Here is a 16,806-nt window from a genome sequence, read left to right as displayed (position 1 = left end):
TCCAAAATGGCCAATCATCCCGGAGTCGGGAGCGCTTCCGCTGACTGCGGGGTGTAGGCCTCCGTCGAAGCCTCAGGGCGTTTCCTCCCCGCCTTTTGGTGCGGGTTCCCGAAGCACAAGCAGACTTCCCGCGAAGGCAGGAACATCAAAGTAGAAACTGTGCAGGTCGTCCACTGAATTGAGAGTCTCCGCCGTGAATGCATCCGTCACGTCGGAGCCGGGGGTCAGAAGTGTCGAGTTGACCGTTCCGGAGATGTCTTCGCCGGTGAAGTTCAGGACAGTGACCGCGACGGCTTCCGAGGGAAGCCGCTGGACCATGACGAGCATCCCTGGGTGCGAAACGTCCGGGACGTCGATGAGTTCGCCTTTTGCAAGCTGGAGCTCTTCGCGTTTGGCGAGGATGGCGGACAATTTTCGAGCAAAAGACGTCTCGTCCTTCAGCTGCTCCGGAAGCGTGCCATACAAACTCCGTCCCTTGGGCAGGCCGGAGGACGACCCGGCAGCCCCGGGGTTGACCCCCATCAGGTCGTGCGCACCGCGGTTGATCCATCTGGTGTCGCCCGTAGAGACTAGTTGAGCCACTTTGTCGACGTCCACGGAAACAACGCCGCAGAGATCCCAGCCTGAGAGAGCAAAAACGCCAGGCTGGAGCGCGTTGTACATCGATAAGAGCAGGTGCACGTCGCGGACCTGATCCACCTGCTCGGCAGTCATGGTTTCGAGGTCCCGTATGCCCAGTGCGGCCGTGATGACGCTCGCGGTGGTGCAGGCGATGCCGTTCGTGGTGAACAACAGGTTGTACGGAGCGGCTTCTCCCGTGAGGCCGTCCCGGAGATCATTCTGGATCCGTTCAGCGACGCCGGCGCCAGTGAGGTTCTGGCCGAAGAGGTGGAAGGTCTCATCCTTATGCCGGGTAGTGAAATGGACGAGTTCGTAGGTCAGTTCGTCGTGGTTCTGCAGCCCATGGACCAGGGAGGCCTGATCGACGCCGGCCTCCATCGCCAGCCGCAGGGTTAGGCGGAGGAACTCTGTATTTCCAGTAACGAGGGCGTGGTGGTAGGCCGGCCTGGTCACGAAGTCGTAAGAGAGATCGGGTCCGTTTACGGAGGTTTCCTTTATGTCGTCGATGGTGAGGTTGAGCTCCTGGAAAGTGAAACCCCCGACCTTTCGCACCATGCTCGCGATGAGCTGGTTCGCGGCCTGGGACAGCGGATGCCCCTCTGACCAGCCGGGAAGTTCCTCCGCGCTCTTCTCTACGCCCAGGAATCCGTTGGCATCCAGCCTTAAGGCGCCGGTTCCAAGGTCCACCAGTGAGTGGAGCGCGTCGCCGATCACAAGCCGCATGCCTGCAAAAGTCGGGTCCAACCAGTTGATGGATGGCTGTCCGGCTTTGAAATAGTGCAGGTACACCCACCGGCGCATCGTGCCGTCTGTTCCGTATACCGCCCGCGTGGCGCTCCAGTTCGTCTCTTTGATGTCGGGTTCATAAAAGATCACGCGCTGCAGTTGGCCGATGATATAGCCAGCTTCCTGGAGTGCCCTTTCGGCCTCGATGCTGATGTTGACAGAGTCTTTGCCCTCGGGGACATCCGGGAGCAGATGCCAGTCAGACTCCGGGATATGGATCATGTGGTAGATCCCTGGATAGTCTTTGTAGTTCATTTCCGCCAGGCGAAAGTCCGGGCCCTTGCCTGTATGCCCGGGAACGATATCGTCCACAATCGTTGCGCCGTGATCAGTGGCGGCCTGACACATTGCCCGGAATTCTTCTTCGGTTCCGAACGACGGATCGATGGCCATGCTGATTCTGTCGAAGTGTCCGTCCACGCTGGCGGTGTAATCCCAGCCGGTGATTCCTCCGGCGCGCTTCACCGGACCCGTGTGCAGACCCTGTATGCCGATTTCCTGGAACGCATCCCACAGACCGGGTTGCGCCAATGCACCTAAGAACGACTGCCCGGGAGCCGTGATAAGGGACAAGGGATACGCGGTGAACCAGACCGACGCCCTGTCAAGGGCCGAGCGGGGACTTGGATGTGCAAACGGTTTTTGCCACATGCTCGCCTGGCCTGACAGCTGCCTTGACATGGCGTCTGCGTCGCCGAGCATGGATTGGTTTCGCAGCCACTCAACATAGACGGCGTTCCGCGCATCCGGGTCAAACGGCGGTCGACCTTCATCAAGTGTTTGGCGACGGCGCGCCTTGGGACGAAGCTGACGGGGGCGAGCAGGATAGAACTGCTCATCGTAGGTAATCTCAGACAAGGCTGCAGTCACGGCCTGGTCGTCGCTCGGTTCTTCCGCTGATTCGCGGTTCATGGATTCCGGAGTGTTCATTTGCAGGTGTCCTCGTCCCTTCCAGATTTTGCTGTGGCCGTTAGCCTAGGCGAAAGTGTCCGCATAAGACCATCGCTTCGACGAACCGGACGGTGGAGCGCGTGCGGTTCGCGCTCCACCGCCTCGCTTACGCGTACGGCGGTGAGGAGCGCAGTCAAGTTGGCGCGCAGGAACTGCTGGACCTGTCCGGCACCCGCATAACTAGCGGGCACTGCAAGCGTCAGTGCAACTGCTGCTGCCAGCCAGCCGGGACGCGTGAGGCTGGGCCCGGAACGCCTTGATCGAGCGGGTGATGCGCCGGTGGTTCAAGTTCCGGTCCGGTGAAAAACTCGGAGTTCGGATAGTTGAAGAACCAGTCCTCGCCCGGTTCGAAGCTGCGGATGACCGGATGGCCGCTGGTTTGCGCATGGGCTGTGGCGTGTTGCCCCGGCGAGTTGTCGCAGCAGCCGATGTGTCCGCACTGGGCGCACCGGCGTAAATGCAGCCACCAGCCTCCGTTGGACTCGCATTCGACGCAACCAGGTCCGCTGGGTGGAATCGAAACGTCGATTCCTGGTTTTGCATTCATCGTGGCTTCCCTCGAATTGGAGTGCCTTTAGACCACCCACTACTCTACGCTCCGGCCATTCCGCGCCGAAGGAGTGGCCGAGCGCCGACTGCCCCGCGGCCCGGCCTGTTGGCCTCCTCGTGAGCGCTGCCAACGGGCCGGCTCCGCCTCCAAAGCAGCCCGGTCCCAGTGTCCCGTCTCCGCAGCCGCTTCGTAGGTGGATTGCAGGAACCGCAACAGCATCTTGTCGGGGTCCGATGCCGTGCGGACGCTCTCATACGGGAGGAGGTACAGCCTGCCGTCATTGTTGTAGGTGGCGCCGTCGACGTCGTTCACATATTCGGCGTAGCCGGCAGGCTCGGGATAGGAGTACGCATAGAAGGCTCCTTCGTCCCCTCCCCCGGGCCAAAACCCGCAGCTGCTTAGCTCGTGGGAATAACCCTCCACCATCACCCAGTCGGCGCAGTTCGGGACTCCTCCGGGATGCGTGGGCGCGTCCCGTCCGGAGAATCGGGCGTACGCCAGGTCCATGCCTCCCCAGAAGAAGTGGACGGGACTGGTCTTGCCCCTGAACCGGGACCTGAATTCATTCAGGACCCGGTCCGACTGGACCAATTGTCGCCAGAACAACTGACTAGCCTCAGGGTCGTAGGAGGCATGCTGATGGTCCTCGGCGAAGGGTATGGCCGGGTCCACCTCGTTCGGGATGCCGCGGATGGACGCCTCGATGCCGAGCCTGCCCAAGGCTTCGAATACCTCGGAGTGGAATTCGGCCACCGACTTGGCTTCGAGGACGACGAATGCCGAAGTTCCTTTGCTGGAGCGGATATGCAGCCGGTGGTCAAGGAAATCGAATTCGATGTCGTAGGCCTCGCGGCCGTACGGGATCATTGATGTCGTCAGTCCACGCGGCGTGACGTATAGCGTCACCTGCCACCAGTGGTTCAGCATCGGGGCGTGCGCCATGCGGATTTTTCCGACGATCTGGGTCCACATGTGCACGGTCTCCCGGGTCGGGGTCCAATCATCGACCCGAAGCCGTGGCCATCCAGGGTGAGCCATCTGCCAATTCTGCCACCTTAGGGCCAGAAGCGCCGGGGTCTCCGTCCCGACGTCGGAGGCGCGTAGGCTCTGCACTATGACAATCAACCCTTCATCCGACCGTGTCCGACGACTGGGCGGCTGGCTGCCCGAGCGACAAGACGACCTTGAGGAATGGATTGCCGGCCACCGGGAACGCGTGGAGGCGCGGGGCGAAGACGCTGCTCTGCATCCCGTGATCGTGGAGTTCAAGGAACTGATCGCCAGCGATCCGGTTGTCCGCCTTTACATGACGGAGATGATCGAGCAGGTTCCTAAATCGAAGCCCTACCGCAAACGGCATCTCACGAGCGTCGACCAGATGCTTCGGCTCATCAACGAGGTCCTGACGACTGCCCCCGAGTTCAGCGAAGGCGGCATGGTCACCACGCCGTTGACAGCGATCCTCGATTGGACCATGGGAACCGAGGCCGGGTTCGCGGCTCACCGCGATCCCCGAATCGTTGCCATGTTCCGCAAAATACTGAATGCTTGGTCCGAGTTCCTGAGCAGCGAGGACTCGCTTTATGTGCTTAACGACTCGCCATCCGGGTGGATGTCGGAGAAGGCGCGGCAAGTTGTCGGGATGGACGACTATGAACACGATCCCCTTGCCGAGCACTGGGGCTTCACATCGTGGAACGATTTCTTCACCCGCAGGCTCACTTCGACCTCCAGACCGGTCGCTGCACCCGATGACAACAAAATCATCGTCAGCGCCTGCGAGTCGACCCCATACAAAATAAGCTCCGATGTCCAACGCCAGAGCCGGTTCTGGGTCAAAAACCAGCCCTACTCACTCGAGGACCTGCTCGCGGGAGACGAGGCGGTGGATCACTTTGTGGGCGGAACTGTGTACCAGGCGTTCCTGAGCGCGCTCAATTATCACCGGTGGCACGCTCCCGTCGCCGGAACGATCGTGCGGGCGTACGTCAAGGACGGCACGTACTTCTCCGAGGCAGACTCCGAGGGGGCCGACGCCGTCGAAGCGACCCTCTCCCAGTCATATCTGGCCCACGTCGCTGCCCGCGCGATCATCCTGATCCAGGCCGACGACCCCGTCATCGGTCTCATGGCGGTGATCCCGGTAGGCATGGTCGAAGTCTCCTCCTGCGTCATCGATCCGGAGATCGTCCCGGGCCACCACGTGAACAAGGGAGACGAGCTGGGTTACTTCCAGTTCGGCGGCTCGACCGAGTGCCTCGTCTTCCGACCCGGTGTCATCGACCAGTTCGCTCTCACCGCTATCCCCCAACCGCAGGATCCGAACGCACCCCTCGTGCGGGTCCGGTCGAAGCTTGCTACGGCTAGAGCTGCGGAGAATGCATGATTTGGCCAGTTTATAATAAGGCTGCTTACTATTAGGCGCAGGTAAGTAATTAGTCAGGGCGATGCGGAGGAAGAAATGAGCATGCACCGCCTGGATGATTTCAAGGCAAGCAAGGCCGTGCAGTTCGGGATGGATGCACTGCCTGACGACGTCGAGCGCCTGTTGTCTCAGGCCGAAGAGCGGATAGGCGACGTCCCGGCGTTGCTGGCGCTCGCGGAGGAGACAGGCCGGACGGCGCCGGACCCCGGCGAAGGAGGGACGGTCCGGCTGTGGGAGATGCTCGCGTCGCTGGCGGCAGTCGACGTCGCTGCTGCGCGCGTGTTCGAACCGCACCTGGACGCCGGCGCAATTCTGAAGCAAGCGGGACAGCAGGCCCTTTTCGACGGCACATGGGGGGTATTCGCCGCCGAGGGGCCGGGCCACGTTCTTGAGGCCCGCGACCGCGGGCAATCCGCGCCCCCAGCGGCGGGTGTGACGCTTTCCGGCTCGAAGCCGTGGTGCTCCTTGGCGGGCCATCTCGACCATGCAATCGTCACCGCGAAGACGCAGTCGGGCAGTCGCCAGGCATTCGCCGTCGACCTGCGCTCCCCGGGAGTGCAGGTGGAAGAACCGCTCTGGATTAGCCACGGGCTACGCGAAATTCCCAGCGGGACGGTGCATTTCACTGATGTCCCTGCTGTCCCCGTCGGCGAGCCGGGCTGGTATTTTGAGCGACCTGGTTTTGCCTGGGGAGGCATCGGCGTCGCCGCTTGCTGGGTGGGCGGTGCCGTCGGCCTGGTCCGCACGTTCAAGGACGCCCTTTCGCTGCGGGAGCCGGACCAGATCGCGCTTTCCGGGCTTGGTGAAGCGGACCGTTTGCTCGCTTCCGGATTCGAGCTGCTCCGCGGCGCGGCGGCCGGGATCGACGGCGCCACACTCGGCGTTCGCGACGACTGCAACGGCTCGTGGGCGCACGCGCTGCGGGTCAGGGGAAACGTGGCTGCCATCGTGGAAAGAATTCAGGGAATTGTCGGTGAGAACCTGGGTCCGGGCCCGCTTGCCCGGGATGAGCGGCATGCCAAGCGGGTTTCCGATCTTCGCCTCTACATCCGGCAACATCACGGCCAGCGCGACGACGCCCAACTCGGTTCCCTGGTCCTGAAAGGGAAAAGCACATGGTGACCTTTGCACATGCTGACGCAGGTACGTCCGAGGACGAATGGCTCCAAGCAGGCGTGGACTTGCTGCCCGAGTTCCCCTTGGACGATGCCGAACTGGCCGGGCTGACCGTCGTCGTCCTCGCTGCCCATCCCGACGACGAGACGCTCGGCGCCGGTGGCCTCATCTCCCGGCTGGTGGACGTGGGCGCCGCTGTCCGAGTGGTGCTGTGCAGCGCAGGTGAGGCCTCGCACCCGCACTCCCCGACCACCACCCCTGGCGAGTTGGCAACGCGGAGGCTACAGGAGTTCGAGGAGGCGATGGCGGCGTTCGGCTTGGGCGCCCACTGGACGTTCCTCCGGCTCCCCGACGGTCAGCTTGGACATCACCGTCCTGCAATCAGCGACGGCCTGCGGGCTGCTGTCAGGGATGCGGCCGTCCGGGACCCTGCCGTCGGCACCCGCCCCTCGGACGTCGTGCTGGTTGCCCCACTGCGAGGGGACGGCCACAGCGATCATGATGTCGCCGGTTCGGTTGCCGCGCAGCTGGCCGAAGCAAGGGGTTACGGGCTCCTCGAATACCCCATCTGGTACTGGCTTTGGGCCAGCGTAGCCGACGGGCGATGGCGCGGTTGGGTGCGGTCGGAACTGACGGCGCGCGGCCGGGAAGCCAAGTTCGCGGCATTGCGGGCCCACCGGTCACAGACGGAACCGCTTTCAGGACAGCCTGGTGATGAGGCACTCCTGCAGGAGCGCTTCGTCGATCATTTCCGGCGGACGTGGGAAACATTTGCGTGGACTCCTCCTTCGGGCAGCAACACTGCGGCGGATGCCGAGCGGGTATTCGACGCCGTACATCTCGCATCCGGCGACCCCTGGGACTATGCAAGCAGTTGGTACGAGAAGCGGAAACGCGGGTTGACGGTGGCGGCGCTACCTAACCCGCGCTACGCCCGGGGCCTCGAACTGGGCTGTTCCACCGGAGTGCTGAGCGTCGAGCTCGCCCAGCGCTGCGAGCAACTCGTCTGCGTGGATGCCAGCAGCGAGGCCCTCGCGTCGGCAAACGCACGACTTGTAGACAGCCCCGGCGCCACGACGGCGCACATGACGGTGCCCGACCAATGGCCCGATGGCCGGTTCGACCTCATTGTCATCTCCGAGGTGGGCTATTATTTGAGCCCCGCCGAGTTGGACGCTGTGCTCGACAAATCGGAGGATTCCCTCTTGCCGGGTGGGACGTTGGTGATGTGCCATTGGCGCAGGCCGATTTCGGGCTGGTCGCTGGATGGCGACAGCGTCCATGCGGCCGCGCGGGCGCGCCTGCCGTGGCCTTCCGACGCGGTCTACCGGGAGAAGGCCTTCATTCTTGAGACGTTCGTCTCGGCCGCGCCTGGAAGCGCCGATGCCCGCGATTAGCCTTGAGGGCAGCACCCGGCACCTTGATGGAAATCTGCCCGCACACGTTGGACTACTAGTGGGCAACATCACCCATGTCGCCGTCGTGGTTCCGGCCCGTAACGAGGCCGAGCGCATCGGACCGGCGGTCCGCGCTATATGCCGCGCCGCCACCGAGTTGCGCTCGGTGCGGCCCGACGTCGACATCGGCGTAGTGGTGGTGTTGGACGCGTGCGACGACGGTACGGGAGAAGCCGCCGTCGACGCCGCCGCCCCTGCCGGGTGCCTCAGCGTCCTCGACGTTCGGCTCCACAGTGCAGGGGCCAGCAGGGCGGCCGGCATCCGCGCCGCGCTCGCCGCTACAACCGCCGCCCCTGAGCAGGTCTGGCTGGCCAATACCGACGCCGACTCCATGGTTCCACCGCATTGGCTTTGCGGCCAGGTGGAACTCGCCGAGTCCGGGGCGGACGCGGTGCTGGGCACCGTTGAACCGGACCCCGGCGAGCTGGACGGGAGCCTGCTTAGGGCGTGGGCGCGCAAGCATCGCTTCGCCGAGGACCATCCCCACGTGTTCGGGGCGAACTTCGGCGTCCGTGCTTCGCACTACCTCCGCGTCGGTGGGTTTGAGCCCGTGCGAATCCACGAAGACCGAATTCTGGCGGAGCGCCTCCGGCGTGCTGGAAGTGCCGTGGTCGCAACGGACACCCTGAGGGTCGTCACCTCCAGCCGCCTCCAAGGCCGGGCGCCCCATGGCTTTGCCGGTTACCTCCGCGGCTTGGGCGACGCTTTGGCCACGCCTCCGGACGCAGTGTTGGGGACTGGATGAGGAGTGCCCGGATTGGCTTTGGATGGACCGCCCGGGGTCGTGCGCTGGAGCAGGGCCAACGCCCGCGTTAGCGATATGTCCGCCCGGGCGACGAGTAGGGCCGTCAGCAAGGCTGCCGCCACGTGCGTGTCCAGCATCAAATCCGGTGAGTGCCCGGCAGCGACGGATGGCGTCGCGGCCAGCTGCGCAGGCTGCCATCCTGACCCTGCATGCTGATGTTGGGCTGGCGCAACAACCGAGAAGGTCCCCGAGAGCCGGTCGAAGGCCAGATGCAGGACCTGTTGGGTCACGCCACAGAGCACGAGCAATAACCAACTCGGAAGGTTTAACCGGGCGAGCAGCGAAGCGCACATACTCAGCAGAGCCGTGAGCGCGATCAGCACCGGGACCCCGGGAGACACTCCACCCGAGACGAGGTGGGCGACCAGGCCCAGTCCGACCGCCGCCGGTCCAACTTCCCACCCCGGGAATCTGGGACCTCGAAGGGACCTCTGCTCATCCACGCTGCCCTCTCCCTTCCATCGTTGGACGGGTTCTGCCCTCCTTCATGGTGCCGCCGTTTCGCATCTGAAGGAAGACTCTCCGGCCGTTCAAGGCCAGTTCAACGCCGCTCGGACCGATACCTCGGCGTACGCGTCGGCGCGCCCCTTAAAGAGCGCCCCTAAAGTAAGTAGGGTGAGCAACAGAATGAGCACGTACCAGGCATGGCAACGCCTGCTTGATGGCAACGATCGTTTTGTCACCGGTGATTCGCTGCATCCGAACCAGAACGCCTCCCGGCGCACCGAGCTGGTTCACACCCAAAACCCGTTCGCAGTCATCTTTGGGTGCGCGGATTCCCGACTCGCCGCGGAGATCATTTTCGACGTCGGCCTGGGCGACGTCTTCGTGGTGCGCACTGCGGGGCACGTGATCGACGACGCCGTCCTCGGCTCGCTCGAGTACGCGATCTCGGTGCTCCACGTCCCGCTGATCGTGGTTCTCGGGCATGACAATTGCGGCGCCGTGACCGCCGCGAAAGACGCCGTGGAAACCGGGGACGCGCCTCAGGGCCACATCCGCGACCTGGTCGAACGGATCACCCCGTCGGTCCTGAAGTCGATGCGTGAAGACAAGACGGACCTCAACGACATGGTCGTCGAACACGTCAAAGAGACCGTGCGCCGGCCAATGGACAGCTCACGGGTGATTTTCGACGCCGTGGACAACTACTCCACCGCCCTGGTGGGCCTCGCGTACCAACTCGAGGAGGGCCGGGCAGGGCTCGTCTCTACAGCCGGCGTCATCTAGATTGGGGCGGCGGAAAATGTGACACCATTTGCTCCATGGTTCGTAAAGTTGCATACCAAGGAGAGCCCGGCGCCAACTCCAACATCGCCTGCCTACAGATGTTCCCAGACATGGAGCCAGTACCGTGCCCCAGTTTCGAGGATGCGTTCGAACTGGTGAAATCCGGCGATGCGGACCTCGCCATGATTCCGATCGAAAACTCGATCGCCGGGCGGGTTGCGGACATCCATGTCCTCCTGCCTGAATCCGGATTGCAGATTGTGGGCGAACATTTTCTCAGGATCCGTTTCCACTTGCTGGGCATACCCGGAAGCACCCTCAAACAGGCGCAAGAGGTGCACAGCCATATTCATGCCCTCGGCCAGTGCAGGAAGCTGATCCGCTCACTTGGGCTGAAACCGGTAGTCGCCGGCGACACGGCCGGTTCCGCACGGGAAGTCCGCGACTGGAATGACGCTTCCAAGGTCTCGCTGGCGCCTCCGCTCGCCGCCCAGATGTACGGGCTGGATGTCTTGGCTGAAGACGTCGAGGACGACGCCACCAACACCACAAGGTTCGTCGCCCTGTCCAGGGAGCGGCCGCAGCAAACCCGCGACGAGTTGCCCGGGCCCGTGATTACCAGCTTCGTTTTCCGGGTTCGGAACGTACCCTCGGCCCTGTATAAAGCTCTGGGCGGCTTTGCAACGAACGGCGTGAACATGACGCGCCTGGAAAGCTACATGGTAGGTAACGAGTTTGCTGCGACCACGTTCATGGCGGACGTTGAAGGGCACCCATCCGACACCCCCGTGCGCCAAGCGCTCGAGGAGCTGGAATTCTTCACCGATGAGGTCAGGGTTCTCGGCGTATATGCTGCTGCTCCTTATCGAAGCCTGGGCTTCAGCGGTTCTGTCAATCCAGCCACAACGCCGGCCGGCACCCCAAAGACCACGCTAGCGCTTTAGGGGCTACCCCTGCCCGCTACACGCACTCCGGGCGATACGTCGGATCTGCTGGGCCGCTCTGGAGAAGCGCGTTGGAGACAAGGGCCCAGACATTTGGATCGTTGGGAGATTGATCGTGCTCGAACGTGTCGAGAGGGCAGTAGTCCTGGAGCACAAGGTTGGACACTTGCTTCACCGGTCCAAGAAGAGCCTGGCTCGTATAAGGGGTAACGACCTCATCGTAACGGGTCGAGATGACGGTGTAGAACGGGCCTGGTACGGCGTCGCCGATCGAGTTGAGTTCGGCCATGAACGCCGACCCGGCATGCTGGTCCGCGCAGGCCTGGCAGAGCGTGCTGGTTGCGGTCGTGTCGAGAATCATCCCCGCGGGCGACGGCGCGATGAGGCCTTGAGTGCCGTGGTTCGACGGCGCAATGCCGACGAGCTGGTGCACGTACTTGGCACCGCCGAGGAAGCCGATGTAGTACCGGGGCATCATTCCGCCTTGGCTATGCCCTACGAGATCGACCTTCTTTGCACCGGTCGCTCCGAGAACTGATTTCACGAAAGTCGCAAGCTCAGCTGCGGAGTCCCGAATTGCCCCGCTGGCGGGGACACCATTGACCACCCCGTAGTTGAGCGAAAAGACACAGTACCCCTGGTCCTTGAGCACGGGTGAAAGCAGCGCCCAGTTCTTGTACATCGTCTCGAAGGTTCCCGGGACGAGGACCACCGGGTACGGATGCACAATTGACGGCCTGCACGTCCAATCATTGGCTCCGGGCGGGTCCGGTGAGATCGAGTCGGCCTGAGCCGCGGGTGCGGCGAAGAGTCCAATCGTGAGGGCTGCGACGGCGAGCACGGCGGTGAGTCGGAATCGGCGCATGGCCTTGCCTTTCTCCTGGCCGCGAACCCCTATGTCCACGGCATCCCTAGCTACTTTGAAGTAACTTACTGGCGGGTTGCAACAGCGTGCTCAAATAATGAGAAAACGTGCAATCGCTGGCCGGACTCGGATCCCCCTTAAGGAAAGCGTCACGTTTCTACTCGCCGCGGAAAGCGGCGAGACCTACTGTGGAGCTATGGACGCCACAGCAGCCCACGCGTTTGCGAATCCGCCGGTCTCGGTCCACCGGCCCGCCACTGCCGTTGAAGACATCATCACCCTCGCGGCCGGCGTTTGGCTCCTCACCGGAACCTATGTTGACGGCTGGGCTCACAACAACCTCCGTGACCTCGAGACGTTCTTCACTCCGTGGCACGCGATCCTCTACTCGGGGTTCGCTGCCTGCGCCGTCTGGATCGCAGCCCTGACCTGGCGCCGGCACGCCCCCGGCGCGCGGTGGACGGAAGCGATCCCCGCCGGTTACGGGGCCGCGGCAGCCGGGGTCCTCCTCTTCCTCGTCTCCGGGGCGGCCGACTTCGCCTGGCATTCGGTATTCGGCATCGAGCAGGGCCTCAAGGCGCTCTTCAGCCCGTCCCACCTGGGGCTCGCGACTGGCGGCTTCCTCATCCTCAGCGCGCCCTTCTCTTCAGCATGGCACTCACCCCAGCGGTCTTGGCCGCGGCTGGTGCCCGCCGTCGTGAGCGCCATGCTCTCCGGTATGGTTGCGGCATTCATTCTGCAGGAGTTCGCGGTCTTCGCGCGCCACGGGCTCATCCAGACATACAGCGGCACCGGCGGGGCGCAGCCCGCGGTGACGATTCCGACGTCGTCGAGCATCATGGTTTCTTTGGCGTCGTTCTTCGTCTCGACGGCCGCGCTCTTCGTGCCCGTCCTCCTGCTGTCGCTGCGCTGGCGCCTGCACGCCTCGGTGCCCGCGGCCATGGCACTGCTCCCCTCCGTATCCCTGCAGATCATGGTCGCGTTGCGGGACGTCTGGCTTGTGCCGGTGGCCCTTGTCGGAGCCGTCCTCGTCGCAGTGCTGTGGGCGGTGGCGCGACCCACGCCGGACCGTCGCGCAAGGCTCATGACCGCGATAGGCCTCTCCCCCGTCGTGTTCTGGGCCCCGTACTTCGCCGGTGTGGCGCTCCACGACGGGGCACTTAGCTTCTCCCCTGAAATTTGGGGCGGGACGCTCGCATGGACCGGACTCGAAATGCTCGCCCTCGCCGCCCTCACGCTCAAGGTGCGCGCCACAGCAGGCACCAGCCCGGTTTCACCAGCCCACTGACTTGTCAGCGGCGCCGATCATATCGCAGGGCTGATGTCCCCTCACTGACGGAGTTCGAGAGCGTCGAGCAATCGTTTCACCGAGCCGCCTAGATTCCAGTCGGTAGCGAGACGCTCGAGTTCAAGGCGCGAGTCTCCGACGACGGGACGCAACAGCGCTCCCGCCTCGTCGAGAGTGGGCAGCGGGAGGTCGCGCACGACCTTCACAACAACGGGAGCAACCGCCAGGTAGTCGGCGGAGGCGGCAAGTTTCGACCTCACGGGCGCGGACAGCCCACTGTCTGGATCGATCGCGGCCGCGAGCAACGCGTCGAGGGTCCCGTACGTCGCCAGCAATGAAGCCGCGGTCTTTTCGCCGATCCCAGCGACGCCCGGCAACCCGTCGGAGGAGTCGCCGCGAAGCGTCGCGTAGTCGGCGTACTGTTCCGGCAACACGCGATACTTGCCGACGACGACCGCATCGGTCACGATCTCCAAGTTCCGCATGCCTTTCGCCGTGTAGATGACCCGGACCCCGCGGTCGTCGTCGACCACCTGGAACAGATCGCGGTCACCTGTCACGACGTCGACAGGAAGCTTCGCGCGGCTCGCGTAGGTGCCGATGACGTCGTCGGCTTCATGCAAGGCAGCCCCGACGACGGCGATACCGGCAAGGCCGAGGACCTGCCGGATCATGGGAACCTGCGCCTGCAGCGCGTCCGGCACCACTTCGACGTCGGGAGCACCCTCTACCGCCTCGGCGACCCGATGCGACTTGTACGTCGGGATGAGGTCCACCCGCCACTTCGGACGCCAGTCATCATCCCAGCACGCCACCAGATGCGTCGCCCCATAGTCGGAGGTGAGCCGCGCGATCATGTCCAGCAGGCCGCGAACGGCGTTCACCGGGGTGCCGTCGGCGCGCCGGATCGAACCGGGCAGGCCGTAGAAGGCCCGAAAGTACAGTGAGGCCGTATCCAGGAGCATCAGGCGGTGGGTCATAACCGATCCTTACATCCACGAACCCGCAAAGGGCAAGTGCTTCCCCATCTGGCGAGGACCTTCATGGCGTCCTCGGAATCCCCTCAACGGCCCACCGGGTTTCCTCTTCGATGAGATCGGCGTTGATCCGTGCGCCGGCCATGACACCCTCGGCCGCCGCGGTGATCACTTGGGCCATCAAATTCGAGACATTGCCCGCTGCATACACGCCCTGGACGGCAGTCGCACCGGTAAGGTCGGTCTCGATGAACCGCCCCACGCCCATGGGGTGCACCTGAGTACTCAGCCCGAGTGATTCCACGAGGGCGGACCTGGCCTCCATCCGTGTACTGACAGCCAAAGCCTGTATGTCGAAGGAAGAGCCCTGGCGGAGCGTGAGGCCCGTGAGGACACCGTCGACCGCGTCAACAGAGGCCACGGCGCCGTCGACGACTGTCACGGACCGGGCGCGGAGCTTGTCCCACTCTTCGTTGGTGGGGTCCACGGTGTCATTGAGGAAAAGGGTGATGTTTGGGGACCATTGCCTGAACATCAGTGCCTGATGGACCGACATCGGACCGGTGCCCAGCACGCCGATTCGCTTCCCCCGGATTTCCCAGCCATGGCAGTAGGGGCAATGCACAACACCCTTCCCCCATTGCTCCTGCAACCCGTCGATGGGAGGCAGCCCGTCAGTCAAACCCGTGGTGACGAGGAGGCGCCTGGCGGAGAAGCGGCGGGCATCTCCGAGCATCACCTCGAATCCATCGGCGGCCCGCCGTGCCGAAACGGCTTCGCCGTCAATGACCGTTCCTCCGTAGGAGAGCACTTCGCTGCGTCCGATGGACAAAAGTTCCCCGGGGCTCATACCGTCCCTCGAAAGATAACCGTGCACACCCGTTGCAGGCGCGTTGCGCGGCGCTCCGGAATCGATGACCAGCACCGGGCGCAGCGCGCGGCTCAGCGTCGTGGCCGCGCTGAGCCCCGCAGCCCCGCCCCCGATAATCACAACGTCATACCGTGTGGTCTCCATAATGGTTTGCCCTTCGTCGTGTACTGAAATTCCCCCGCCAGCATCTTTGGGCGGCTAAACCAGCTTCCATCCCATGGAAACCAACTGGCAAAACATTTTGCTGTTATGGCAAACTGCGGGGTATGGCAAATGAGCTGGACGATGTTCTCGGCGCTGTCGGACCCCGGCTCCGGGCGCTCCGCACGGCACGGGATCTCACCCTCGGAGAGGTGTCCACCGCATCGGGAGTATCGGTTAGTACCCTGTCCCGGCTGGAATCGGGCCAACGCAGGCCAAACCTCGAAATCCTGCTGCCCCTGGCAAGGTTGTACGGCGTTCCCCTCGATGATCTGGTCGGCGCTCCACCCACCGGGGATCCGAGAATTCACCTGCGGCCCATCACGCATGGCGGCATGACGGCTGTTCCCCTCACGCGCCGGCCGGGCGGTTTGCAGGCCTTCAAGATGGTGCTCACCGGTGATGCCCGCGGAGCCGAGCCCGATCCACGGGTTCACGAAGGCTACGAATGGCTTTACATCCTCAACGGACGGCTGCGCCTGGTGCTGGGCGACAAGGACTTTGAACTCCGCCCCGGCGAGGCCGCGGAATTCGACACCCACACACCGCATTGGTTCGCCAGCGCCGACGGAAGACCCGTCGAATTCATCAGCCTGTTCGGACAGCAGGGCGAGCGGATGCACGTACGCGCCCGCCCCAAGCCCTCATAACCGTCATTGCCCTCAGGCGGTGCGTGCTTGCCCGGTGGTGATGGGCGACGGACTGAAGCCCTTGACCGCCATCCACACGCCCAGCGACAACTCCCAAACGAAGATCGGCAAGGTTGCGAGTCCCGACCACAGCGAGATCCCTTGGTTGATGCCGAACATCGTTGAGATCGTCGACGAAAGCAGCAACGGTCCGCCGATGAGTCCAAGCAGGGGGATGACACGCGGCACGAGTCCCGAACGGTACATCAGGTACCCGAGCAGCAGCCCGCTAACCCCCGGAACAAGGCTCGGCCCGAGAATGAACGTCCAGCCACGCACCGCCACGAGCGCCTGGCCCACGGGAACCAAGGCCGGGTCCGCTCCGCCGTTCTGGCGTAAAGTGACCACACCCAGGAGACTGACGACGCCGATCATGATCACCGCGGCTTCAAACATCCTGGCGGTGACGAAGCCGAGCGCAATGCCCTCGTTCTGCCGTTTGACTACGGGAAACAGTGCGACGGCGGTGCCCACGGCGGAAACCGCGTTGACGAGATCGAGGAGGCATCCGAGGATGACGGTCGAGTCGGCACCGGGGCCAGTGATGTAGTGCGGATCGTTCAGGACGGGGGAAATCAGGAACAGCGCCGGGATCGAGCTGACGAAGGTGACCAGGTACAGGATCCCTGCGACCATCGCTGTCTTCCGCAGCGGGTCCATCCGGACACGCTCAGTTGCCGGGGTTTGGGTTGTGGTTTTCATGGTGTGTTCTTTCTTGGAGTTGAAGATGCGGAGGTTCGACGCCGGCTGGCTGTCCGTGGTTCCGATTTGGGTGATTGCCAAGAGCGGCAGTGCCAAGTCTTGGAGCTTTTGCAGCAGGCCGTGGAGCGCGGCTTGGTCGATGTTCCGGGTGCGGATGACGGTGGTTCCGTCGTGTTCTTTGGTGAGGCTCAGTCCTTCGAACCAAGCTGCCCAACGGGAATCAAGATGGCCTTTGACGCGGACTTCGTACTCGACCGGCGTGTCGTCCCGGCCTACCGATCTCGCGTTCATCGCCCCTCCTTCTGCCTTAGTGGATATCAGCCGCCTT

General features: G+C 63.6%; 15 protein-coding genes. 8 read left to right on the top strand and 7 right to left on the bottom strand.

Going from position 1 to position 16,806, the window contains the following annotated elements:
- Positions 1–72: 72 nt before the first annotated feature.
- The 3 genes from treS to AB0323_RS17705 all read right to left on the bottom strand — a co-directional run bounded on the left by treS (position 73) and on the right by AB0323_RS17705 (position 3,946).
- Entirely contained in the window at positions 73–2,319 is a 2,247-nt protein-coding gene (gene treS / locus AB0323_RS17715; protein ID WP_366178524.1) for a maltose alpha-D-glucosyltransferase, read from the bottom strand.
- A 238-nt stretch (positions 2,320–2,557) separates the two neighbouring features.
- The gene (locus AB0323_RS17710) at positions 2,558–2,905 is read right to left on the bottom strand and encodes a UBP-type zinc finger domain-containing protein (protein WP_366178489.1); all 348 of its coding nucleotides are present in this window, start codon (positions 2,903–2,905) and stop codon (positions 2,558–2,560) included.
- A gap of 39 nt (positions 2,906–2,944) precedes the next feature.
- Positions 2,945–3,946 carry a DUF5996 family protein gene (locus tag AB0323_RS17705; protein ID WP_366178488.1) on the bottom strand — a complete coding sequence of 334 codons (1,002 nt, stop codon included), beginning with the start codon at positions 3,944–3,946 and terminating at the stop codon, positions 2,945–2,947.
- A 76-nt stretch (positions 3,947–4,022) separates the two neighbouring features.
- Here AB0323_RS17705 and AB0323_RS17700 point away from each other — a divergent pair, with 76 nt between their 5' ends.
- From AB0323_RS17700 to AB0323_RS17675, 6 genes are all read left to right on the top strand, one after another.
- Complete coding sequence (locus AB0323_RS17700) at positions 4,023–5,294, top strand: phosphatidylserine decarboxylase family protein (RefSeq protein WP_366178487.1); 1,272 nt, start codon at positions 4,023–4,025, stop codon at positions 5,292–5,294.
- A 129-nt stretch (positions 5,295–5,423) separates the two neighbouring features.
- Positions 5,424–6,455, top strand: a complete 1,032-nt coding sequence (locus AB0323_RS17695) for an acyl-CoA dehydrogenase family protein (protein WP_366178523.1) — start codon at positions 5,424–5,426, stop codon at positions 6,453–6,455.
- Positions 6,449–7,846, top strand: a complete 1,398-nt coding sequence (locus AB0323_RS17690; protein WP_366178486.1) for a bifunctional PIG-L family deacetylase/class I SAM-dependent methyltransferase — start codon at positions 6,449–6,451, stop codon at positions 7,844–7,846. The genes AB0323_RS17695 and AB0323_RS17690 overlap by 7 nt, the downstream gene beginning before the upstream one ends.
- Positions 7,833–8,651, top strand: coding sequence for a glycosyltransferase (locus tag AB0323_RS17685; protein ID WP_366178485.1), 819 nt, complete (start codon positions 7,833–7,835; stop codon positions 8,649–8,651). The genes AB0323_RS17690 and AB0323_RS17685 overlap by 14 nt, the downstream gene beginning before the upstream one ends.
- A gap of 687 nt (positions 8,652–9,338) precedes the next feature.
- Positions 9,339–9,941, top strand: a complete 603-nt coding sequence (locus AB0323_RS17680) for a carbonic anhydrase (RefSeq protein ID WP_366178484.1) — start codon at positions 9,339–9,341, stop codon at positions 9,939–9,941.
- A gap of 35 nt (positions 9,942–9,976) precedes the next feature.
- Positions 9,977–10,885, top strand: coding sequence for a prephenate dehydratase (locus AB0323_RS17675; RefSeq protein WP_366178483.1), 909 nt, complete (start codon positions 9,977–9,979; stop codon positions 10,883–10,885).
- A gap of 16 nt (positions 10,886–10,901) precedes the next feature.
- Here AB0323_RS17675 and AB0323_RS17670 read toward each other — a convergent pair whose 3' ends face one another.
- A complete protein-coding gene (locus AB0323_RS17670; protein WP_366178482.1) occupies positions 10,902–11,750 on the bottom strand; it encodes an alpha/beta fold hydrolase in 849 nt (282 codons plus the stop codon).
- Between the two features lie 196 nt (positions 11,751–11,946).
- Here AB0323_RS17670 and AB0323_RS17665 point away from each other — a divergent pair, with 196 nt between their 5' ends.
- Entirely contained in the window at positions 11,947–13,038 is a 1,092-nt protein-coding gene (locus AB0323_RS17665) for a hypothetical protein (protein WP_366178481.1), read from the top strand.
- Between the two features lie 41 nt (positions 13,039–13,079).
- On the opposite strand, the gene AB0323_RS17660 is transcribed toward AB0323_RS17665, so the two are convergent.
- A complete protein-coding gene (locus tag AB0323_RS17660; RefSeq protein ID WP_366178480.1) occupies positions 13,080–14,018 on the bottom strand; it encodes a 5'-3' exonuclease in 939 nt (312 codons plus the stop codon).
- A 61-nt stretch (positions 14,019–14,079) separates the two neighbouring features.
- On the bottom strand, positions 14,080–15,030 hold the full coding sequence (locus tag AB0323_RS17655) for an NAD(P)/FAD-dependent oxidoreductase (RefSeq protein ID WP_366178479.1): 951 nt from the start codon (positions 15,028–15,030) through the stop codon (positions 14,080–14,082).
- A gap of 122 nt (positions 15,031–15,152) precedes the next feature.
- Here AB0323_RS17655 and AB0323_RS17650 point away from each other — a divergent pair, with 122 nt between their 5' ends.
- The gene (locus tag AB0323_RS17650) at positions 15,153–15,737 is read left to right on the top strand and encodes an XRE family transcriptional regulator (protein ID WP_366178478.1); all 585 of its coding nucleotides are present in this window, start codon (positions 15,153–15,155) and stop codon (positions 15,735–15,737) included.
- Positions 15,738–15,749: 12 nt separating this feature from the next.
- Here the strand turns inward: AB0323_RS17650 and AB0323_RS17645 are convergent, their stop codons facing one another.
- Positions 15,750–16,769: a DUF4386 domain-containing protein gene (locus AB0323_RS17645; RefSeq protein WP_366178477.1), complete on the bottom strand. Its 1,020-nt coding sequence runs from the start codon at positions 16,767–16,769 to the stop codon at positions 15,750–15,752.
- Positions 16,770–16,806 lie beyond the last annotated feature (37 nt).

Source organism: Arthrobacter sp. NPDC080031, from assembly GCF_040702485.1.
GTDB lineage: Bacteria > Actinomycetota > Actinomycetes > Actinomycetales > Micrococcaceae > Arthrobacter.
Note: the sequence above shows the minus strand (reverse complement) of the source record. Positions and strands in the feature narration are given on the sequence as shown.